Below are 20,550 nucleotides of genomic sequence, written 5' to 3' on the forward strand. Positions count from 1 at the left end.
ACCTGGCCCTGAGCCTGTCCGGTTACATGCCGCTGTTCGGCCGTGGCATCACCCGCGTGCCCACCCACCACTACGTGGAAGCGGCCACCGTGCAGGACATGACCCGCCAGCGCGAGTTCCGCCAGCACAGCTACGACAACGTCGACGCTCCGTGGGGCGCGCGCCTGCAGGCACTGCAGGACACCGGCAACACCGCCCGCCTGTACCGCGATGTCGAGCGCGCCAAGATCGCACTCAGCGGCACCAGCGAACATCGCAGCACGCTGGACTACATCGCGCGCGACCTGCACGTGGACAACAGCGCCGACGGTCTGGCCGCCGCCGCCCATGGCTACCTGACCCAGATCCGCGAGCTGCTGGCCCAGGTCCGCAATGACATCGGCGGCGACCCGGACGCGGTGTTCCTGACCGGCGGCATGTCCCGCGCCGGCTACCTGCGGCAGGCCGCTGCCGAGGCGTTCCCGGGCGCCCGGATGGTCCACGGCGAGCCCTCGCTGGGGGTCGTCCAGGGCCTCGCGCTGGCGGCAGCCAGCCGGGATTAACAAAACGTTACGCGGTCTGCGCTACCCTTGGCCGGCTGGAAAACCGCTGCACCTTCCGCTGGCCTCGCCGGTGTGTGTACCCCTGGTGCAGCCTGCCCCGCCCAGCGGGTCTGGCGACCATGCCCTCTGGCTCGATCATGGTCCGCGTACTACCCGAGCCGCCATCGAGACCCGCTTTGGGCACCCGCCAGGCCCCTGTGGCCGTACAACCTGACGCTGAACCAGCACCCATCGACTGCCGCCGTTGTGACGCGGTCTGTTGCCGGTTGCCGGTCCTGCTGCAGCCCGGCGACCACGTGCCCGGCCAGTTCCTGTCGCGCGACGCCCACGGCCGTGCCGTGATGGCGCGCAACGAGGAAGGCTGGTGCGCGGCGATCGATCCGTATCACCTGCGCTGCACGATCTATTCGCAGCGCCCGGCGATCTGCCGCCAGTTTTCGATGGGCGGCGACGACTGCCGCCGCGAGCGGCAGGACTACCTGCGCCAGGCTGAGTCCTGCGCGCTTTCCTCCCCTTCCACCTGACAGGAGCAACCATGCCCCGCAAGGCAAAGACCCCCGCGAAGGCCAGCAACAGCATCCGCAGCGAACGCAAGGGCGCATCCGCCAGCACCGTGGTCAACAGCGACTCGATCGCCTCCGACCTGGCCGCGTTCCGCAAGAGCGGTGGCAAGATTGAAGTTCTCGGTACCACCTGGGCGCTGAAGAAAGCCAGCTGACCCTCCCCCGACCGCGGCGGCGCTGCCGCCGCGGCCTGCCGGACCGCGCTCAGCGGTCCAGGCGTACCTGCACACTGCCAGAGTGCGACTGCACGCGGATATCGCCGTCGCCGCTGCCCAGGCGGGCATCCAGGCTGCTGCCCGGACCATAACGCGGCCGCTCGACCTTGCCGGCGTCGCTGTTGATCGACCCGCTGAAGCTGTTCACCGACAGCTGCGCCGACACCGTGCGCGGCAGACGCAGGCTGACCGATGCACTGACCGACTCCACGTTGATGCGCCCGCCCGGCGCCAATGCCGTCGCCGACAGGTCGATGCCGCCGGATACCGTCTCCACCACCAGGCGCTGGATGCGACCGGCATCGACACCGACCCGGCCAGACACCGTCTGCGCCCCGATCTCACCGGAAACGCCGCCACCTGCCTCGATCCGGCCGCTGACCGTGTTCACGTCCAGCTTCGGCGTCTGCAGTCGCGCATTGACATTGCCGCTGACCGTGTTGAGCTTGCTGTCGCCACTGCGACCGGACGCACTCAGGCTGCCGCTGACCGTATCGGCCTGCAGGCGTCGCACATCAACGCCACTGATGTCCTGGTCGGCACTGACCGTGCTCAGCAACAGCTCCACCGAGCGCGGCACGTTGAGGGTCAGGGTGGCGCCACCACTGTTGCCGCGTCGCGGATACTCGATTTCCCAGCGCACCCGGTTGGCACTCTTTTCCTGGCGCAGCTGCAGGCCATCGCTGAGCGTGCCGGTAAGCTGCACGTCGTTGCGGTCCCAGCCACGCACGCTCACCTTGCCGGCCACGTTGCTCAATTCGATACGACCGCCCGCAGCCAGCGTGTGGCGTTCGTCGATACGGGTGTCGGCCAGTGCCATGGCCGGCACCAGCAGCAGCGCGACACAGCAGGACATCAGGGTTCGGGTCATTGGGGGTCTCCTCAGGTCGTCAAGCCGGATTCGGCGGCATAGGCCGCCTGCCGGGTCAGTTCCAGCCGCAGCGCGTAAGTGCGCTTGAGCTGTCCAAGCAGGTGCGGCGCACGCGGGTCCTGCGCCATCGCGGCGCGGATCTGTTCCGCGCTGCGATCCAGTTCATGCAGCGCGGGCTGCCACTCCGGCGCAGTGCCATCAGGCAGCGATGCCACTGCCTGCCGGTACTGTTCGGTCATCGCATCGGCCTGCAGCTGCAGGCCACTGGGTGCAGGCAGCGCCTCGGGTGCATGCCGCCACGGTGCCACCGCGTAGAGCGCGAGGCTGGCCGCCAGTGCGGCGCCAACCGGCAACCACCAGCGTCGGCGGCTGCGCAGTGGCAAGGCCACCACGTTGTCCTTCGGCACCTGCGCGGCAACTGGCTCGCGGGGTGGCAACCGCGCGGACAGGCGTTCCCAGCCATCGGCCGGTGTGCTGCGTTCAGTGGGAAGGGCGCGCAGGCGCGCCAGCAGGTCGTGATCGGGGTCGTGCGTAGTCATGTCATGTCTCCCAGGCGCGCGCGCAGCAGGCCACGCGCGCGATGCAGCTGTGCTTTGGAACTACCGACCGCCATCTGCAGCTGGCCGGCGATTTCATGGTGTTTCCAGCCTTCGATATCGTGCAGCACCAGTACCGCACGTGCGCGCGGAGGCAGGGTTGCCAACGCGCGTTCCAGATCGCGTTCGGTGCCGGCGCAGCCGTCATGCACCGCCATCTCTGGTATGCCACCGTCCACGTCGTCCAGGCTGTCGTGGTCATGCCCGGCGGCACGCCCGCGCAGCTCCATCAACGCGGCGTTGACCCCCAACCGATGCAGCCAGGTGGACACGCTGCTCTCGAAACGGAAGCCGGGCAGTGCCTTCCATGCCTGCAGGAACGCCTCCTGCAGTGCATCCTCGGCGCGTGCCTGCTGGCCACCGCACAGCCGCCACAAGGTGGCGAACACCCGCGGCGAGTGGCGCCGATACAGCAGTTCGTAGGCAGCGGTATCTCCGGCCGCCGCCGCACGCACCAAAGCGGTTTCGTCGACGGCGTCGGTGGCGGCAGGCGGCGCGGGCATGGTGGTGTCGAGCATATCCGTTGGATGCAGCCTGCCGGAAAAAGGTTTAGATCGGCCGATGCGCTTTCCCGTTGCAACCTTTTCGCGGCTGGCTGCATCCATCACAGGTCCCCCGCAGGCCTTCCCGGCCAGGAGCTTCCCATGTCCAGTCCTTCCTGCGCCGCCCTGCTGGCGATCGTGGCCTGCATGCTGCTGCAGGCGTTCGGCGTTTCCCTGCACTGGCGTGCCGAGAGCGGCCGCGCCTGCCTTCAGCAGCACAAACAGGACCTCGTCTGCCTTGCCTGGACACAGGCGGTCGAAACGTCGACACGCGCCGGGTAACATCAAGCCCCGTTTCCGTCACATGTTGTCGCCCCATGATGTTGTCGCTGAAGGACCACCTGCCCGCCTGGACCCACCCCTGGCTGCATGACATCGGGATCGCCCTGCAGATCCTGATCACCCTGCTCGCCGCCTGGCTGCTGCGGGTGCTGGCCCGGCGCCTGATCCGCCGCTTCGCCGATCACTACACGCTGCCACCGGAAATGGTGATGGGCGCGCGCCGGATCACCAGTTTCGTGGTCTATTTCAGCGCGGTGCTGTACATCCTCAGCCTGCTCGGCGCATCCCCCTCGGTGTTGTGGACGGCCTTCACCGGTTTTGCTGCGGTGGGCGCAGTGGCGTTCTTCGCGGCCTGGAGCGTGCTGTCCAACATCTTCTGCACGCTGCTGATCTTCACCACGCGGCCGTTCCGCCTGCATGACTACATCGAAGTGCTGGAGAACGGCGAAAAGCCCGGACTGAAGGGCCGGGTGATCGACGTCAACCTGATCTACACCACGTTGCAGGAAACCGGTGACGGCCACGAGGGCACGGTACTGCAGCTGCCGAACAACCTGTTCTTCCAGCGCACGGTGCGGCGCTGGCGCGACCCGACGCAGGCGCCCGGCGGCATCCAGGGCGACGGCTGAGGTTGGGTTGGTTGGCAGGGCTGCGCCCTGCACCTGCAGATGCTTCAAACCAAAGCAAAGGCAACAGCAAAAGCTGGGTTCCTGTGGGATGGCGGGATGGGTCCGGTTGCGGGGGACGCCGTAAACCCATCCCTGGGGGCTTGGCCGCGGCATCCATGCCGCGGACACCCCCGCAACCGGACCCACCCCGCCTTCGACAGTTTTCTGCGATCTGTCGGCATTGCTTTCTGTAGCGCCGAGCCATGCTCGGCTCAAATCGTTCCGATATCGAAATTTTCGATTTCGATGGAGATTCATCCACGCACGGGGGATCTACCCGATCGCGGCAATCTGTCAGAGGTGGGGCGGTGTGGGTAGGCAGGACCGTTGGCGCCATGGATGGCGCCATCGAGCCCCCATGGAAGGGTTTACGGCGTGTCCTGCCTACCCACACCGTCCCACCTTCCCACGGAATGCCCGCTTTTGACGTTGAAGTTGACGTTGCCTCGGCAGGTGCAGGGCGCAGCCCTGCCGAACACCCTTTACCGCAGCTGGCTGTCCTTGCTGCCTCGGCGGTTGTAGCCACTCTGCGCCTGGTCCTCTTCATCGTGCGCCTGCTGGCAGTTCACGCACAGCCGAACCCCAGGCGCCGCCTGACGCCGCGCCAACGGAATCGGCGCGTCGCATTCTTCACAGTGTTCGAGACCCGGGCCCTGGCGCAGCTGGCGCCGCGCGCGGGCAATCGCATCGTCGACGGTGGCGTCGATCTGGTCCTGGACCGCGCCATCTCCGGCCCAACCGGTAGCCATGGCCATCCTCCGCAGGCGTCTCGCCTGATATGGGGACGATACACCCCGCCGCAATCCGTAGCGCCGGGCCATGCCCGGCGGACGCTGCGGCCGGTTCAGCGCCGCCTTACCAGACCAGGTCGTCGGGAACCTGGAACTGCGCGTAGTAGGCGTCGTCCTCGGCGTTGCCGGTGGAGATCTCGGCGCTGGAGCCGGGCGTGCCATGGTCGACGATGATGGCTTCCGGGGCGCGTTCACGCACTTTTTCAGCCGCCGCGCGTGGCAGCACCGCGTAGCTGTCGCCATGGGCCACGATGACCAGCACGCCCACCGACAGCGCCTTGCGCAGTTTGGTATCGATCGGCAGGGTACGGATCACCGCGCCATCGCTGAATCGGTACTCGTCCTCGCCTTTGTGCGGCACGGCGTGGGCGCTGATGATCTGCTTGGCCTGCGCCTTCCGCTCCGCCTGCTTGGCCTGCGCGTTGCGCTCGGCAGCCAGCGCACGGTCACGCTCGATCTTCTCGGCCCGGACGCGTTCAGCTTCACGCTGGACCTCCGCCGACGTCGACTCGGCCTTGCCCTGGCGGGCCTTGGCCTGCTCACGCGCGGCGGCGCTGGCCTGCGACTTCTTGGCCAGGCCGGCCTTGAGCAATTGTTCCTGCAGCGCGTTGGGCTTTGCCATGGTCGATACGTACCGCGTGTAATCTGGATGCCCCATTCTACCGACGCGCCGACGCCCCTGCATGGCTGTCCTGAAGTACCTAACCGGCTACCCCGAACCCCTGGTCGCCCAGGTCAGCGACCTGCTGGCCCAGGGCAAGCTCGGCCCCTGGCTGCAGCAGCGCTACCCGGACCCGCATGAGGTGCGCAGCGACCGCCAGCTGTACGACTACACGCAGGACATGAAGGACCGTTACCTGCGCAAGTCGGTGCCGCTCAACAAGGTCTGCTACGACAACACGCTGGAAGTCATCAAGCATGCCCTGGGCACCCACACTGCCATTTCCCGCGTGCACGGGGGCCGGCTCAAGGCCAGCCGCGAGATCCGCATCGCCACCGTGTTCCGGCAGGCGCCAGCCGCCTTCCTGCGCATGATCGTGGTGCACGAACTGGCGCATCTGAAGGAGGCCGACCACAACAAGGCCTTCTACCAGCTGTGCCAGCACATGGAGCCCGATTACCTGCAGCTGGAGTTCGATACCCGGCTGTACCTGACCGAGCTGGCCAACCGTGGCCAGCGCTGAAACGGCGTAGCGGCTACACTGCGCGCCCCCTGCCCGACCTTTCGCCATGGAACCGACCCGACTCGACAAACGCCTGTCCGCCCTGCTCGGCATCCCGCGTGGTGAAGCGCGGCGCTATATCGAGGGCGGCTGGGTCAGCGTCGACGGCGAGGTGGTGGAACAACCGCAGCGCCCGGTGGACGAGAGCGCCAGCATCGTGGTGGCCGAGCAGGCCAGCGACAGCAAGGCCGAGCGCGCCAGCATGCTGCTGCACAAGCCGGCAGGCGTGCCGGCCGATGCCCTGTGCGCGTTGATCCGCACCGAAACCCGCAGCGAACTGGATGCCAGTGACATCCGTCCGCTGCAGCGGCACTTCCACGGCCTGCAGCTGGCATCCTCGCTGCCGGCCGACGACAACGGGCTGGTGGTGGTCAGCCAGGATCCGGCGGTGCTCGCGCACCTGCAGCGGAACCTGGGCCGCACCGAACAGGAGTACCTGGTCGAAGTGGCTGAAGGCGGCCCGGAACGTGGCCCGTGGCTGATGGCCCGGCTGCAGCATGAAGCAGGCGGCCCCAAGGTCAGCTGGCAGAGCGAGCAGCGCCTGCGCTTTGCAGGCAAGGGGCTGACCGCGAGGGGACTGAGGACTGCGGTGACGGCCGCCGGCCTGCAGGTTGTGGCCGTGCGCCGCCTGCGCATCGGCCGGGTGGCGCTTGGCCCGCTGGCCGTAGGCCAGTGGCGCTATCTGGGCAGCGACGAGCGGTTCTGAGTCACGGTACTTCATCCACGCATGGCGTGGATCTACTGATGGCGATTCATCCACGCATGGCGTGGATCTACTGATGGCGACTCATCCACGCATGGCGTGGATCTACTGATGGCGACTCATCCACGCATGGCGTGGATCTACTGATGGCGATTCATCCACGCATGGCGTGGATCTACTTCCAGGCGTGGCGTGGATCTACGCGCGGTGTGGATCTACCATCGGCGTCATGAGTCTGCGCAAACCCCTATGGCGACGCCTGCTGCGCGTCGCCGCGATCATCATCGCCGCCCTGCTTCTGCTGGTCCTGTCCGGCCTGCTGCTGGCCGACCACCTGACCCCGCAGGCGCGCGGCGAGGCGTCGCAGGTGCTGCCACTGCAGCCTGCGCAGACGCCCATCGATCGACAGATCATGCCGCTGCAGGCTGCCCATCCGGGGCAGTCCGGCGTGGCCTTCCTCAGCGATGGCATGGATGCGTTCGCCGCCCGCGCGATGATCACCGAACATGCCGGCCGCAGCCTGGACCTGCAGTACTACATCTGGCACGACGACCTGATCGGCCACCTGATGGCCAAGGCGCTGTACGACGCTGCCGAACGTGGCGTGCGCGTGCGCGTCCTGCTCGATGACATGAATGCCAAGGACAAGGATGCGCTGATGATGGCGCTCGATGCGCATCCCAACATCGAGCTTCGCCTGTACAACCCGTTCCGCAACCGCAGCGGTATCGCCCGCACGCTGGAGCTGGTGCAACGCGCCTTCAGCGTGAACCACCGCATGCACAACAAGAGCTGGATCGCCGATGGGCGCATCGCCATCGTGGGTGGCCGCAACATCGGTGAGGAGTATTTCAGCGCACGCAGCGACGTGAACTTCCAGGACCTGGACCTGGTGGTGGCCGGCCCGGCCGTGCAGCAGGCCAACCAGATCTTCGACGACTACTGGAACAGCGACGCGGCGATTCCGATCTCGGCGCTGGCGACCTACACCGATGCGCAGCTGCGCCAGCTGGTACGCCAGTCCGATCTGGACGCGCTGCATACGCAGGCGCAACCGTACCTGCAGCGCGTGGCCGAGTCGCGCCAGCGCCAGCGCGCCAGCCCGCAGCCGCTGCACTGGAGCACGCAGGTACGGATCGTGTCCGATCCACCGATGAAGCACCACGGCGATGCGCATGACGACTGGCTGGTCACCGCGCTGGTCCGGCAGCTGCAGTCGACGCGCTACAAGGCACTGTTGATCTCGCCGTACTTCGTGCCCGGCAGCGAAGGGCTGGACGGCCTTTCGGCGATGGCCGGGCGTGGCGCCCAGGTCGGCGTGGTGACCAACTCACTGGCGGCCAACGATGTGGCTGCCGTGCACGGTGGTTACATGGGCTACCGGGTGCCGCTGCTGAAGGCCGGCGTGCAGCTGTACGAACTGAAGGCGAGCGGCCAGACCGGTGACAGCAGCTTGTTCGGCAGCAGTGGCGCCAGCCTGCACACCAAGGCATTGCTGGTCGACGACCAGCGCGGGTTCGTCGGATCGTTCAACCTCGATCCGCGCTCGGCCTATCTCAACACCGAGATGGGCGTGCTGTTCGACGACCCGGTGCTGGGCGCGCAGCTGCGTGCGGAATACCTGCGCCTGGCCAGCCCGGAACACAGCTGGTGGCTGGCACTGGGCGCTGACGACGAACTGCGCTGGCTGCAGCGCGAGCCGCCACCGCACTGGGTCGAAGCCGAGCCCGGCAGCAGCCTCGGCAAGCGCTGGACGGCGCGGGTGATCAGCTGGCTGCCGCTGGAATCGCAGCTGTAACGATCAGCGGGCGAGTCCTTCGCCATCGCCGTGCAGGCTCTCGTCCAGGGTTTCCACATTGCGCCCGTGCAGGCGCCGCCAGATCCAGCGCAGCGCGTGCGGCGGCGCTGCCGGCAACTGCTCCAGCAAGGCCAGCATGCGGCCCTGGCTGGCATGCCCGTGCCGGCACAGCAGGCTGGCCGCAGCAGCGGCACTGGCCAGGCGCAGGCTGTCAGCCAGCGGACCGTCAGCGTCAGACGCCAGGGCCTGATGCACCGGTTCGGGCAGTTCCCAGGCGGCAGCCACCCGCTGTGCCAGCAGTAGTGACCACTGCTGCAGCAACTGCAGGGCCAGCGCCGGCTCCACCTCTTCGCCGCGCGCCTGTGCTTCCTGCAGCAGTTGCCGCATGACCAGCGCCGCGCCCAGGCCCTGCACCAGGCCCAGCCATTGCGCAGCGAATGCATCGCCGAAGGTGACCGTGCGCGCGTGGTCGGCGGCCGCGCGCGAAGCCAGCAGGGCGTGCTCCCAGATGATCGAACTGAACTGCGGGAACACCTCGCACTGCACCTGCATCACCGGCTGCACCAGCACGGCGCTGATGATCTGCCGCACACCTTCGGTGCCGACCAGGGTCACCGCCCGCTGCAGGCTTTCCACGGGCCGCTCGTGCACCTTGTAGGCCGGGCTGTTGGCGATCCGCAGCAGGTTGCCGGTCAGCACCGGATCCTGGCCGATGATCGCGGCCATCACCCGCGCCGATGCAACGTCGTCATTGACCGTCTGGATCAGCTGCGGCAGCAGTTGCGGGCGCCGCGGCAGCTGTCGGGTAGCCCAGTCGCGGTCCTGCAGCGCGCGGTCCACTGCCTCGGCCAGACCCGACGCGCTGACCGCAGTCGGTTCACCGGCCAAGCGCGGATACAGCGCCAGCGCATGCAGTCCGCGCTGCAGGTGAGCGGCGACCTCGGCCGCCGGCAAGGCGTCACCCTGCAGGCTGGCCGCCGCCGCGGCCACGGCCTGGCGGGGGGCTGCGGCCAGACGTGCCGGGGCCCGCCCAGTCAGCTGCGACAGCCAACGCAGCACAGATCGCCACCACGCTGCGGTCATCGCCGCCCATCCTGTCGTTTTCCTGCTGCTGCCACTGCCTGCCCCTGCGCCTTCATCACATCCGGCCACCTGCCGTCGTCGCAGCATCGGCCGCACTTTCATCTTCTTTAACCCGGGCGCTTCCCGCGTCGACGGCATCTCCCGGGCGAATGGACTAGAATGGCGCCGCGCGACCCGTCCCCCTGTACCGACGACGTCGCTTTTTTTGTTTTCGGACCCTACCGTTCATTGGCAGTTCGCCGCAGTTCACCGCAGATCGCGCCATCGGAGACCCCATGCTATTCGAAACCCTCGCAACCACCGGCCACGAACAGGTGGTGTTCTGCCACAACCAGGATGCCGGCCTGCGGGCGATCATCGCCATCCACAACACCACCCTGGGCCCCGCCCTGGGCGGGGTACGCATGCGCCCCTACGCCAGCACCGATGATGCGCTGGCCGATGTGCTGCGTCTGAGCCGCACGATGACCTACAAGAATGCGCTGGCCGGTCTCAATGTCGGTGGCGGCAAGGCGGTGATCATCGGCGACCCCAAGGTCGACAAGACCGAAGTGCTGTTCCGCGCCTTCGGCCGCTATGTCGATTCGCTGGGCGGTCGCTACATCACCGCCGAGGATGTCGGTACCGACGTCAACGACATGGAGAACATCTACCTGGAGAGCCAGTTCGTCACCGGCGTGCACCAGGTCCATGGCGGCTCGGGAGATCCGGCCCCGTTCACCGCCTATGGCGCGCTGCAGGCGCTGATGGCCTCGATGCGCTTCAAGTTCGGCCATGAGGAAGTGGGCAAGACCAGCATCGCCGTGCAGGGCCTGGGCCATATCGGCATGGAACTGGTGAAGCTGCTGCGCGACCGTGGCGCCAAGCTGTATGTCACCGACCTGGACAGCGCGCTGATGGATCGTGCGGTCAACGATTTCGGCGCCGAGGCCGTCAAGCCGGACGAGATCCACGAAGTGAACGCCGATGTGTTCGCGCCGTGTGCGCTGGAAGGCGCGATCAACGCCGACACCCTGCCGCGGATCAAGGCGAAGATCATCTGCGGCACCGCCAACAACCAGCTGTCCAGCCTGGAAATCGGCGACGAGCTGCATGCGCGCGGCATCCTGTACGCGCCTGACTACGCGGTCAACGCCGGTGGCGTGATGAACGTGTCGCTGGAAATCGACGGTTACAACCGCGAGCGCGCGATGCGGCTGATCCGCAGCATCTACCACAACCTGACGCGCATCTTCGAACTGTCGCAGCGCGAGAACATCGCCCCGCAGCGCGCCGCCGACCGGATCGCCGAAGCGCGCATCCTCTCGATCGGCAAGCTGAAGATGCCGCTGGGCCGCAGCACGCCGCGCCTGGGCAACCTGCGCGGCGGCTGATCGCCGCCTCGCGAACCGTGCGGGTGCCGACCGTGGGTCGGCACCCGCCGGATGAACGCGCCGGGCAGCAGGCCCGGCGCTACGATCAGAAGCCAGTGCTGTAGCGCAGCGCCGCCTGCCGTGCATCATTGCCACCCACGCGCTGGTCGATACCCAGGCTCAGGCGGCCATTGCGGCCCCACCACGATTCCAGCGCCAGGCCGAACAAGGCACTGCCACGCGGTGCGTCGACACCGGCCAACGGCGCCCAGGCATCAATGCCGACGAAACTTGCCTGCCAGGCCTGCTCGTTGCCATCCAGCCGCTGTTGCCATTCGGCATGGCCGCGCAGGGTCCAACGACCCCACTGCCGCTCGCCGCGTAGGCCCGCCAGCATCTGGCTGCGCTGTGCACGTGACGCCTCACCGCGCAGGCCGAAGCCGAAGCCGCCCTGCTCGCTGAAGCCATCGGTATCCAGGCGCGTGCTGCTGGCCCCGAGGTACGGGGTCAACGATGCACCGATGCGTCCGAAACGATAGCCGCCTTCGACGCTGGCACTGCTGAAACGCCCGCCGTAGCGCGCGGACACACCGTAGGCACCGGCACCCAGCAGCAACTGGCGGTCCAGCTCACGGGTGAACTGACCAGTGCCGAACTGGGCCAGCGCATAACCACGCCCCAGGTTCCAGCCGGCATACAGCTGCGCCTGCGTCTGGCGGTCACGGCCACGATCACCACTGAAGTTGCTGCCGCCGTTGCTGCGGGTTTCGCCGAAGGCCATACCCAGCAGACCATTGCTGCCCAGTGCCACGTCCTGGCCTGCCATCCAGCCCTGGCTGTCGGCGGCGTTGCCGGCAAAGCTGCCCTGCCCGGCTTCGCCCAGCGCGCTCTGCCAGGCGCCACGCAGCTTCGGCGCTGCCTGCACGCGGTCGAAGCGCTCGGCAACCGCACGGCGCGACATGTCCACACTGTCGAAGGTCGAGGCCTCAGCACGCGCATGCGCCTGTCCGGACAGACTCTCCAGGCTCGCCGACAGGCCATCGGTGCCGCCAGCCGTACGCTGCAGCGCGCCGGCGGCCGTACCAAACGCCGAACCCTGCAGGTTCGCGTTGCTGTCCAGCGCGGTGAATGCCGACGCCACCCGCAGTGCCGATGCCTGAGCATTGGCGCCCAGGCCGGACGCAGCGGCGGAAACGTTGACCTGGGTCAGGTCCATCCACGCGTCGTTGCTGCCATAGCCGTACTGTGCCTGCAGCAGGGTCAGTCCGTTGGCGCCGGTGTTGGCCACCGGCGTGGTGAACGTACCGTTGATGCCGCCGTTGGCATGGATCAGGCCCTGGCGGCTGCCAACCTGCGGCACATAGCCGGAAACGATGCCATCGACCACCACGCCTCCGGCCAGGCGTGCGGTGCCGGTCACCTGCAGCGCGTTCACGCCCAGCGCGACGATCAGCTGCGCATCCGGCCGCTGGCTGTAATTGCCTTCGATGGTCGCGGTGGTGTTGGCGTTGACCAGCACCACGCTGGCGCCGTTGTCGACGTTGCCGATCACCCGCGGCGTGCCCGGCATGAACTGCAGCCCCGCCATCGAGGCACCGCCGGCACCAGAGATGCTGACGTTGGAACGGATCACTGCGCCGCCGCGCAGGGCCAGGCTGCCGCGCTCGATGCGGGTAGCGCCGCTGTAGCTGTTGTTGCCGCTCAGCTCCAGCCGGCCATCGCCGCGCTTGACCAGGCCGCCAGCGCCAGCGATGTCGTTACTCCAGATCGAGCCTGAGGAAGCCGCATCGACATTGACCGTGACATCGCCCCAGTCGAAGCGGCCGGGACCGTTCACCGCCTTGCCGACGTTGAGCATGCCGTAGCCGTAGATCGGATCGACGCCCGGCGCCCCGATGTCGGTGGCGGTGCCGAGCAGGGTCTGCCGCACCAGGTCGTTGTCGAAGTACGGGTAGCGCTGCCAGACCAGTGCAGCAGCACCGGAGATCAGCGGCGCGGCGAAGGAGGTGCCGTAGTTCCACAGGTATTTGCCGGTACCCGGCTCCGGGAACACCGCGCTGCCGGGAGCAGTCAGGCAGTAGCGTGCGGTGTCGCCACAGGCATTGGCCCAGGGGGCACGTTCACCTGGCTTGTTCGGATCGATCGCGGTGGCTACCAGCCAGCCCTTCTCCAGGTCGGCTGCCGGCAGCGTTCCACCGAAGCCACGCTGGCTGGGCAGCGCGGCCACGCTGCTGGGCTGGTCACGCCCTTCGTTGCCGGCGGCGAACACCACCAGGCCACCGTGATTGATGATGAAGGGGCGGTATTCGGCCGCGACCTGCGCGGTGGTGCCGAGGTCGGTCCAGTACAGGCCGCCCCAGGAATTGTTCATCACCTTCACGCCGTAGTTGATCAGGTCCTGATGGACCCCGGCCACGCCAAGCGTGCCGCTGAAGGAATTGCCCTTGCCACTGCCGTCATCCTGGGGCGCGGTGTCGGAAATGATGCGCGCCGAGACGATCTCCGCACCCGGTGCGATGCCGCCGGGCCAGACGCCCACCGATGCACCGGCGGCCAGGCTGGCGACGGCCGTGCCATGGCCAAGCACGTCATCGACGTTGAGATTGTTGCGGCTCGGGTCGATGTAGTTGAGGTTGGCCACTACCCGTCCGTTCAATGCCTCGGCGTTGCGCAGCACGCCCGAATCGACGATGCCGATGCGCACGCCACGGCCGGTCGCGCCAGTGGCCAGTGCGGCACGCGCGTTGGTCTGTGCCAGGTGCGCATCCACAGCCGGCTCCAGCGGCTTGGACGCGGGAGGCGGGGTGACCGGGGGCGTGACCGGCGGCGTGGTCGGAGGTGGGTCGATGCGCACGTTGCTGCCGCCGCCTCCACCGCCACACGCCGACAGCGCCACCGCCAGCGCCGATGCCAGGACCGACCTTCCCATCGTCTTACGTTCCATCGTTTCCTTCCCATGAACGTTGGCCTGCCGCCATCCGGGCAGGCATCCAGTACTGCCCAGCGGCAGTCTTCGCCGACCCTCTATACTGAGCCGACCCCCACGCAGTCTGCCGGGAAACGGCGCCGCTTCCAACGCCCGTCGTCTCCTTTCCGAACATTGCTCACGCATCAACGAGATTGCCATGTCCAACATCGTCATCGCCGCCGCCAAGCGCACTGCCATCGGCTCCTTCCTCGGCCAGTTCAACGGCGTTCCGACCCCGACCCTCGGCGCGGCCGCCATCGCCGCCGCGCTGGAACAGTCGGGCGTTCCTGCCAGCGACGTCTCCGAAGTCCTGATGGGCTGCGTGCTGCCGGCCAACCTCGGCCAGGCCCCTGCCCGCCAGGCAGCGATCGCCGCCGGCATCCCGCTGTCGGTCGGCGCGACCACCCTCAACAAGGTCTGCGGTTCGGGCATGAAGGCCATCATGCTCGGTCATGACCTGATCAAGGCCGGCTCGGCCAAGGTCGTGGTCGCCGGCGGCATGGAATCGATGTCCAACGCCCCGCACCTGCTGCCCAACTCGCGCACCGGCAACCGTTTCGGCAACTTCCAGGCCGTGGACCACATGGCCCACGACGGCCTGGTCAATGCCTACGACGGCAAGGCCATGGGCGAATTCGCCGAATGTGCCGTGGACAAGTACCAGTTCACCCGCGAAGAGCAGGACGCCTACTCCATCGAATCGGTCAAGCGCGCACAGGCGGCCCAGGCCAACGGCGCCTTCGCCGACGAGATCGTTGCGGTGAAGGTCGCCACCCGCAAGGGTGAAGTCGAGGTCGCCAGCGACGAACAGCCCGGCCGTTCGGACATCGCCAAGATCCCGACCCTGCGCCCGGCCTTCAAGAAGGACGGCAGCGTGACCGCCGCCAGCTCCTCCAGCATCTCCGATGGCGCCGCCGCCGTGGTCCTGCTGACCGAAGAAGATGCTGCCGCACGCGGCCTGCAGCCGCTGGCGCGTATCGTCGGCCATGCCACCCATTCGCAGGAACCGGAGTGGTTCACCACCGCCCCGATCGGCGCCATCCACACCCTGCTGGAGAAGACCGGCTGGTCGCTGGACCAGGTCGATCTGTTCGAAATCAACGAGGCCTTCGCCGTGGTGGCGATGGCCCCGATGCGCGAACTGGGTATCCCGCACGACAAGCTCAACGTGAATGGCGGTGCCTGCGCATTGGGCCATCCCATCGGCGCCTCCGGCGCACGCCTGGTGGTCACCCTGGTCAACGCATTGCGCACGCGCGGCGGCAAGCGCGGCATTGCCACCCTGTGCATCGGCGGCGGCGAAGCGACGGCAATCGCCATCGAGTTGATCTGAAAGGGTTTAACGTCTATTTCGCAAAAATGAATGCGGGATCGCTTGACACCCAATCTTGGCTTGTCATCATGTTGTCGGCGCGCAGCATGCGCGTTGCCTAATTCTAACGACGAGGATTTACACAATGAGCATCAACAAGCTGCTGGTCGCGATGTCCCTGGCTCTGGCCCTGGCCGCCTGCTCGAAGCAGGAAGCTGCCCAGGACGCCGCTGCTTCGGCCAACCAGGCCGCCACCGAAGCCCAGGCTGCTGCCGACCAGGCCGCCGCTGCTGGCGCCCAGACCGCCGACGCTGCCCAGCAGGCCGCTGACACCGCCGCCACCGCTGCTGACGCTTCGGTTGACGCCGCTGCCCAGGCTGCTGGCGCTGCCACCGACGCTGCTGCCGGCGCTGCTGCCGACGCTGCCAAGGCTGCTGAAGGCACCGCCGAGAAGGCCAAGGACGCTGCTGAAGAAGCCAAGAAGTAATAACTTCTTTCTTCAAGCTGTTCTGAAGAAGCCGCTGGTTCGCCAGCGGCTTTTTCTTTGCGCGCCGTTCCGTGCGCAGGTCACCACTACGTCTTCACAACGGTATGAATAGGCTGGCGTCCCCATCCATTGCAGTACCGGAGACCGCCATGAAGATTCGCCCGCTGACCACCACCCTGCTGGCCGCCTCCCTGCTGCTCGCACTGGCTGCCTGCAAGGGCCCGGAAGCCGAACAGGCCAAGCAGGATGCCGCGCAGGCCGCCGACAGCGCCGGTGCCGCCGCACGTGATGCCGTCGACAAGGCCGCAGAAGCAACCCGCAATGCCGCCGACAAGACCGCCGCTGCTTCCGAGCAGGCTGCCGCCGACACCCAGCAGGCGCTGGACAAGGCCGCCGACGCCACTGCCTCCGCAGCCGGTGAAGCCAAGGCCGCCGCCACCGATGCCGCTGCCCACGCCAGCGACGCCACTGCCGATGCCGCGCAGAAGGTCGCCGACAAGGCCCGCGACGTCGCCAACGACGCCAAGGCGAATGCCGCCAAGGAAGAAGCCAAGCACTAAGGCCTTCGCGTTCGCCGGGCATGGCCCGGCGCTACCGGAAAAGCCGAGCACGGGCTCGGCTCTACAGGAAAAGCCGCGGCATCGCCGCGGCTTTTCTGCTTTCTGCTTCTTCTGTTGATTCCGTGCTGGACGCGCACGGAAGCCGTCCAAGGCCGTGCGGGTGGGCTGCGCAGGGGTGTCCGCGGCATGGATGCCGCGGCCAAGCCTACATGGACGTATTTACGGCGCCCCCTGCGCAGCCCACCCGCGCGGCCCTGCCCACGCTCCTGCAGCGCCCACCACGAGGGACTCCGCCGTTGGCCGTCACCTACGGCAGCGCGCGCGCCAGCATCCCCGCCACATCCACCCCGGCCGGCAGCGTGCCGAATGCCAACCCGTGTTCGCCCTGCAGCCGGCTGCGGATGAACGCATCAGCCATCGGACTGTGCGCACGCAGCAACAACGCCGCCTGCAGCAGCAATGCAGTCCGTTCGCAGAACACCCGCGCCTGTGCCTCCTCCGGTGCCGCCGCATCGCGCCACTGCTGCAGCGCCGCCGCATAGCGCACATCACGGTCGGCCACCGCCTCCAGCTCACCGTGCAGTGCCGCCAGCACCTCCGGTTCGCGCGCCAGCGCGCGCAGCACATCCAGGCACTGGATGTTGCCACTGCCCTCCCATATCGAATTCAACGGCGCCTGCCGGTACAGCCGCGGCAACATCGATTCCTCCACGTAGCCGGCACCGCCCAGGCATTCCTGTGCTTCGTTGACGAACGCAGGCGCACGCTTGCATATCCAGTACTTGCCCAATGCCGTGCCCAGCCGCGCAAGCGCGGCCTCGGCCGGATCGCTGCCGGCGTGATCGACCGCGCGCGCGATACGCATCGCCAGCACCGTGGCGGCTTCCGATTCCAGCGCCAGGTCGGCCAGCACGTTGGCCATCAGCGGATGGTCCATCAGCGGCTTGCCAAAGGTGCGCCGATGCCGCGCGTGGTGCAGCGCCTGTGCCAGCGCCATGCGCATTTCCGCCGCAGCGCCCAGCATGCAGTCCAGCCGGGTCATCATCACCATGCCGATGATGGTGGCCACGCCACGCCCTTCCTCGCCCACCCGCCAGGCCTGCGCACCACAGAACTCCACTTCGCTGGATGCGTTGGCCCAGTCGCCCAGCTTGTCCTTCAAGCGCATCAGGCGGAACGCATTGCGATCGCCGTCGGCCAGCCGCCGTGGCATCAACAGGCAGGTCAATCCGGCCGGCGCCTGCGCCAGTACCAGGAAGCCATCGCACATCGGTGCGGAGAAGAACCATTTGTGTCCGATCAGCCGATAGCGCTCGCCATCGATGGGTTCGGCGCGGGTGGTGTTGGCGCGCACGTCCGAGCCGCCCTGCTTCTCGGTCATGCCCATGCCCAGGGTGATGCCGGCCTTGTCGGCCACTGGCACATCACGCGGGTCGTATACCGGTGCGGCGGCCTTGCGCGACCACTCGGCCAGATGCGGCTGCCCGCGCAGCACGGCCACCGCGGCGTGGGTCATGGTCAACGGGCAGCTGGTGCCGGCCTCGGCCTGGTGGTGCAGGTAGCTCAGTGCAGCGCGCGCAACATGGGCGCCGGGCTGTGGCTCGTGCCAGGACAGCCCGGCAACGCCATGCTCCTTCGCCGTCTGCATCAGCTGGTGGTACGCCGGATGGAACTCGACGGTATCGATGCGATGGCCCTGCGCATCATGGGTGCGCAGGCGTGGGCGGTCGCGGTTGGCGTCGAAGCCGATGCGGTACAGCTCGTCGCCGGCCAGCCCTCCATACACCGCCAGGCGTGGCGCGAAGGCTGCCGCGCCCTCGCGCTGCACGGCCTCCATCAGTGCGATGTCGTCGGTCCACAACTGGCGGCCGGCGAACGGTGGCGGCTGGTTGAGCACCACGTGGGTTTCGTAGGGAGCGCTGCTGTTGAAGCTCGGTCCACTCATCGGTTCCTTCCCCGCCGGCAAGAGGTGTGCGGCCCGATTGTGCCGTATCGTCCGGCAACCCCGCGTTCAGGCCGATTCTCGCGGTGTGCACGACCACCACGCCACAGTGATGGCATGGCAGGCAATGACGATCTGGTGGTACTGCGGCCGGAAGGGCTGTACTGCGCGGCAGGCGATTTCCATATCGATCCCTGGCGGCCGGTACCGCGCGCGGTCATCACCCATGGTCATGGCGACCATGCGCGATCCGGCATGGGCGAATACCACTGCAGCACCGGCAGCGTGCCGATCCTGCGCTGGCGCCTGGGCGATGTGCCGCTGCACGCGCATGCCGAGGGCGTGCCGTTCGCGCTGGGCCGGGTGCAGGTATCGCTGCATCCGGCCGGCCACGTGCTCGGCTCGTCGCAGGTGCGCATCGACGACGGTGAGCAGGTCTGGGTGGCGTCGGGCGACTACAAGCGCCAGCCCGATCCCACCTGCACACCGTTCGAAGTGGTGCCCTGCGATACCTTCATCACCGAAGCGACGTTCGCGCTGCCGATCTATCGCTGGCCGGATACCCGCGCCGTGGCGGCCGAGATCGCCGCCTGGCGTCGCGAGTGTGCGCAGCGTGGGGAAGCGGCCGTGCTGCTCTGCTACGCGCTGGGCAAGGCGCAACGCGTGCTTGCCGAGCTGCGCGCGGTGGATGACCAGCCTGCGTGGCTGCATGGCGCCATCGCCAACGGCGTCGCCGTCTATCGCCAGGCCGGTGTACCGATGCTCGAAACGCTCACGGTTGCCGAACAGGGACGTCAGCCCGATGCCACAGGCCAGCTGATCCTGGCACCGCCATCGGCCGCCGGCACGCCCTGGCTGCGCCGGTTCGGCCGCCACCAGCTTGGTTTCGCCTCGGGCTGGATGCAGTTGCGCGGCAACCGCCGCCGCCGCAACGTCGACCGCGGCTTCGTGATTTCCGACCATGCCGATTGGCCGGCGCTGCTGCAGACGATCACGCAGACCGGCGCGCAGAGGATCATCGCCACCCACGGCAACACCGATGCACTGATTCCGTACCTGCGCGAACGCGGCATTGCCGCCGAAGCCTTCCGAACCGATTTCGGAGGCGAGGAATGAAGGCCTTCGCCGCGCTGTACCAGCGACTGGATCGCAGCACGGCGACGCTGGACAAGCGCGCGGCGCTGATCGACTACTTCCAGCACGCACGTCCGCACGACGCAGCGTGGGCGCTGTACCTGCTCAGCGGTGGCAAGGTGGGCGGCGCGCGACGCAAGATCGCGGGCAGTGGCGAACTGCGGGCGTGGATCGCCGAAGAATCCGGCCTGCCGCCATGGTTGGTCGAGGACAGCTACGCGCAGGTCGGCGACCTTGCCGAAACGCTCACCCTGCTGCTGGATGATCCTGCCAGCGAAGGCGAGGATCGCCCTCTGGCCGACTGGATCGAACAACACCTGCTTGCTGTCGCCAACCAGCCGGAGCCTGTGCGTCGTGCCGCTGTAGTCGAGGGCTGGCGACAGCTTGCATCGGCCGAACGCCTGGTCTTCAACAAGCTGCTGACCGGTGCACTACGCGTTGGCGTATCGCAGCGCGTGGTGCAGCAGGCATTGGCCGAATGGTCCGGGCTGGATATCGCCCGCATCGCCCAGCGCATGCTCGGCGACTGGGTGCCCTCCCCCGGCCTGCTGGCCACCTTGCTGTCTGCCGAAGAACTGCCGACCGATCGCCAGCAGCCCTACCCGTTCTTTCTGGCCTCGCCGCTGGAAGGTGAGCCCACCGAGCGGTTGGGCGAGATCAGCAACTGGCTGCTGGAATGGAAGTGGGATGGCATCCGCCTGCAGTTGCTGCGGCGCCAGGGCGAAGTGGCGTTGTGGTCGCGCGGCGAAGAACGGCTGGACGGTCGCTTCCCGGAGATCGAACAGGCCGCCGCATTGCTGCCCGATGGCTGCGTGCTGGATGGAGAGCTGCTGGCATGGGACGACGCCGACAATCTTCCGCGTGCATTCACCGCACTGCAGACCCGCATCCAGCGCCGCAAGCCTGGCGCCGCCACCC

The 20,550-nt window shown here is 67.7% G+C and carries 20 protein-coding genes and 2 pseudogenes; 14 read left to right on the top strand and 8 right to left on the bottom strand.

Going from position 1 to position 20,550, the window contains the following annotated elements; genetic code table 11:
- The 3 genes and pseudogenes from DBR20_RS19275 to DBR20_RS19285 form a co-directional block, all read left to right on the top strand.
- A pseudogene (locus DBR20_RS19275) lies at window positions 1–542 on the top strand (heat-shock protein Hsp70); the annotation flags it as partial.
- A 230-nt stretch (window positions 543–772) separates the two neighbouring features.
- The gene (locus DBR20_RS19280; protein ID WP_051501656.1) at window positions 773–1,066 is read left to right on the top strand and encodes a YkgJ family cysteine cluster protein; all 294 of its coding nucleotides are present in this window, start codon (window positions 773–775) and stop codon (window positions 1,064–1,066) included.
- Window positions 1,067–1,077: 11 nt separating this feature from the next.
- Window positions 1,078–1,260, top strand: coding sequence for a hypothetical protein (locus tag DBR20_RS19285; protein WP_025879072.1), 183 nt, complete (start codon window positions 1,078–1,080; stop codon window positions 1,258–1,260).
- A 49-nt stretch (window positions 1,261–1,309) separates the two neighbouring features.
- On the opposite strand, the gene DBR20_RS19290 is transcribed toward DBR20_RS19285, so the two are convergent.
- From DBR20_RS19290 to DBR20_RS19300, 3 genes are read right to left on the bottom strand one after another with little or no spacing between them, the layout of a single operon-like run.
- Window positions 1,310–2,191, bottom strand: coding sequence for a DUF4097 family beta strand repeat-containing protein (locus DBR20_RS19290; RefSeq protein ID WP_108267752.1), 882 nt, complete (start codon window positions 2,189–2,191; stop codon window positions 1,310–1,312).
- Between the two features lie 11 nt (window positions 2,192–2,202).
- Window positions 2,203–2,730 carry a hypothetical protein gene (locus tag DBR20_RS19295; protein ID WP_108267754.1) on the bottom strand — a complete coding sequence of 176 codons (528 nt, stop codon included), beginning with the start codon at window positions 2,728–2,730 and terminating at the stop codon, window positions 2,203–2,205.
- Entirely contained in the window at window positions 2,727–3,305 is a 579-nt protein-coding gene (locus DBR20_RS19300; RefSeq protein ID WP_108267756.1) for an RNA polymerase sigma factor, read from the bottom strand. Before DBR20_RS19300 ends, DBR20_RS19295 begins: the two co-directional genes overlap by 4 nt.
- A gap of 126 nt (window positions 3,306–3,431) precedes the next feature.
- Here DBR20_RS19300 and DBR20_RS19305 point away from each other — a divergent pair, with 126 nt between their 5' ends.
- Window positions 3,432–3,611 (top strand): hypothetical protein, encoded by a 180-nt coding sequence (locus DBR20_RS19305; protein ID WP_108267758.1) that lies wholly within the window; start codon window positions 3,432–3,434, stop codon window positions 3,609–3,611.
- A gap of 35 nt (window positions 3,612–3,646) precedes the next feature.
- Window positions 3,647–4,240, top strand: a complete 594-nt coding sequence (locus DBR20_RS19310; RefSeq protein ID WP_080353823.1) for a mechanosensitive ion channel family protein — start codon at window positions 3,647–3,649, stop codon at window positions 4,238–4,240.
- A gap of 521 nt (window positions 4,241–4,761) precedes the next feature.
- On the opposite strand, the gene DBR20_RS19315 is transcribed toward DBR20_RS19310, so the two are convergent.
- Both DBR20_RS19315 and DBR20_RS19320 read right to left on the bottom strand, forming a co-directional pair.
- Complete coding sequence (locus tag DBR20_RS19315; protein ID WP_108267804.1) at window positions 4,762–5,028, bottom strand: DksA/TraR family C4-type zinc finger protein; 267 nt, start codon at window positions 5,026–5,028, stop codon at window positions 4,762–4,764.
- A gap of 106 nt (window positions 5,029–5,134) precedes the next feature.
- The gene (locus DBR20_RS19320) at window positions 5,135–5,692 is read right to left on the bottom strand and encodes a DUF2058 domain-containing protein (protein WP_108267806.1); all 558 of its coding nucleotides are present in this window, start codon (window positions 5,690–5,692) and stop codon (window positions 5,135–5,137) included.
- A gap of 61 nt (window positions 5,693–5,753) precedes the next feature.
- Between DBR20_RS19320 and DBR20_RS19325 the strand changes: the two genes are divergently transcribed.
- The 3 genes from DBR20_RS19325 (at window position 5,754) to DBR20_RS19335 (ending at window position 8,794) form a co-directional block, all read left to right on the top strand.
- Window positions 5,754–6,254, top strand: a complete 501-nt coding sequence (locus DBR20_RS19325; RefSeq protein ID WP_059064772.1) for a M48 family metallopeptidase — start codon at window positions 5,754–5,756, stop codon at window positions 6,252–6,254.
- A gap of 46 nt (window positions 6,255–6,300) precedes the next feature.
- Complete coding sequence (locus tag DBR20_RS19330) at window positions 6,301–6,999, top strand: RNA pseudouridine synthase (RefSeq protein ID WP_100461343.1); 699 nt, start codon at window positions 6,301–6,303, stop codon at window positions 6,997–6,999.
- A gap of 226 nt (window positions 7,000–7,225) precedes the next feature.
- A complete protein-coding gene (locus DBR20_RS19335; protein ID WP_108267760.1) occupies window positions 7,226–8,794 on the top strand; it encodes a phospholipase D family protein in 1,569 nt (522 codons plus the stop codon).
- A gap of 3 nt (window positions 8,795–8,797) precedes the next feature.
- Here DBR20_RS19335 and DBR20_RS19340 read toward each other — a convergent pair whose 3' ends face one another.
- On the bottom strand, window positions 8,798–9,877 hold the full coding sequence (locus DBR20_RS19340) for an HDOD domain-containing protein (protein ID WP_108267762.1): 1,080 nt from the start codon (window positions 9,875–9,877) through the stop codon (window positions 8,798–8,800).
- A gap of 275 nt (window positions 9,878–10,152) precedes the next feature.
- Here DBR20_RS19340 and DBR20_RS19345 point away from each other — a divergent pair, with 275 nt between their 5' ends.
- The gene (locus DBR20_RS19345; protein WP_108267764.1) at window positions 10,153–11,250 is read left to right on the top strand and encodes a Glu/Leu/Phe/Val dehydrogenase dimerization domain-containing protein; all 1,098 of its coding nucleotides are present in this window, start codon (window positions 10,153–10,155) and stop codon (window positions 11,248–11,250) included.
- 85 nt (window positions 11,251–11,335) lie between these two features.
- Here the strand turns inward: DBR20_RS19345 and DBR20_RS19350 are convergent, their stop codons facing one another.
- The gene (locus tag DBR20_RS19350; protein ID WP_108267766.1) at window positions 11,336–14,173 is read right to left on the bottom strand and encodes an autotransporter serine protease; all 2,838 of its coding nucleotides are present in this window, start codon (window positions 14,171–14,173) and stop codon (window positions 11,336–11,338) included.
- Window positions 14,174–14,354: 181 nt separating this feature from the next.
- On the opposite strand from DBR20_RS19350, the gene DBR20_RS19355 reads away from it, so the two are divergent.
- From DBR20_RS19355 to DBR20_RS19365, 3 genes are all read left to right on the top strand, one after another.
- On the top strand, window positions 14,355–15,530 hold the full coding sequence (locus tag DBR20_RS19355) for a thiolase family protein (RefSeq protein ID WP_108267768.1): 1,176 nt from the start codon (window positions 14,355–14,357) through the stop codon (window positions 15,528–15,530).
- A gap of 124 nt (window positions 15,531–15,654) precedes the next feature.
- Window positions 15,655–15,996, top strand: a complete 342-nt coding sequence (locus tag DBR20_RS19360) for a hypothetical protein (protein WP_089236409.1) — start codon at window positions 15,655–15,657, stop codon at window positions 15,994–15,996.
- A 149-nt stretch (window positions 15,997–16,145) separates the two neighbouring features.
- A complete protein-coding gene (locus DBR20_RS19365; RefSeq protein WP_108267770.1) occupies window positions 16,146–16,556 on the top strand; it encodes a hypothetical protein in 411 nt (136 codons plus the stop codon).
- Between the two features lie 307 nt (window positions 16,557–16,863).
- Here the strand turns inward: DBR20_RS19365 and DBR20_RS19370 are convergent, their stop codons facing one another.
- A complete protein-coding gene (locus tag DBR20_RS19370; RefSeq protein ID WP_108267772.1) occupies window positions 16,864–18,501 on the bottom strand; it encodes an acyl-CoA dehydrogenase family protein in 1,638 nt (545 codons plus the stop codon).
- A gap of 114 nt (window positions 18,502–18,615) precedes the next feature.
- On the opposite strand from DBR20_RS19370, the gene DBR20_RS19375 reads away from it, so the two are divergent.
- A complete protein-coding gene (locus DBR20_RS19375; protein WP_108267774.1) occupies window positions 18,616–19,614 on the top strand; it encodes a ligase-associated DNA damage response exonuclease in 999 nt (332 codons plus the stop codon).
- A 47-nt stretch (window positions 19,615–19,661) separates the two neighbouring features.
- Window positions 19,662–20,550, top strand: a pseudogene (locus tag DBR20_RS23480) (ATP-dependent DNA ligase); the annotation flags it as partial.

Origin of the sequence: Stenotrophomonas sp. HMWF023, from assembly GCF_003060985.1 — a bacterium.
GTDB lineage: Bacteria > Pseudomonadota > Gammaproteobacteria > Xanthomonadales > Xanthomonadaceae > Stenotrophomonas > Stenotrophomonas lactitubi.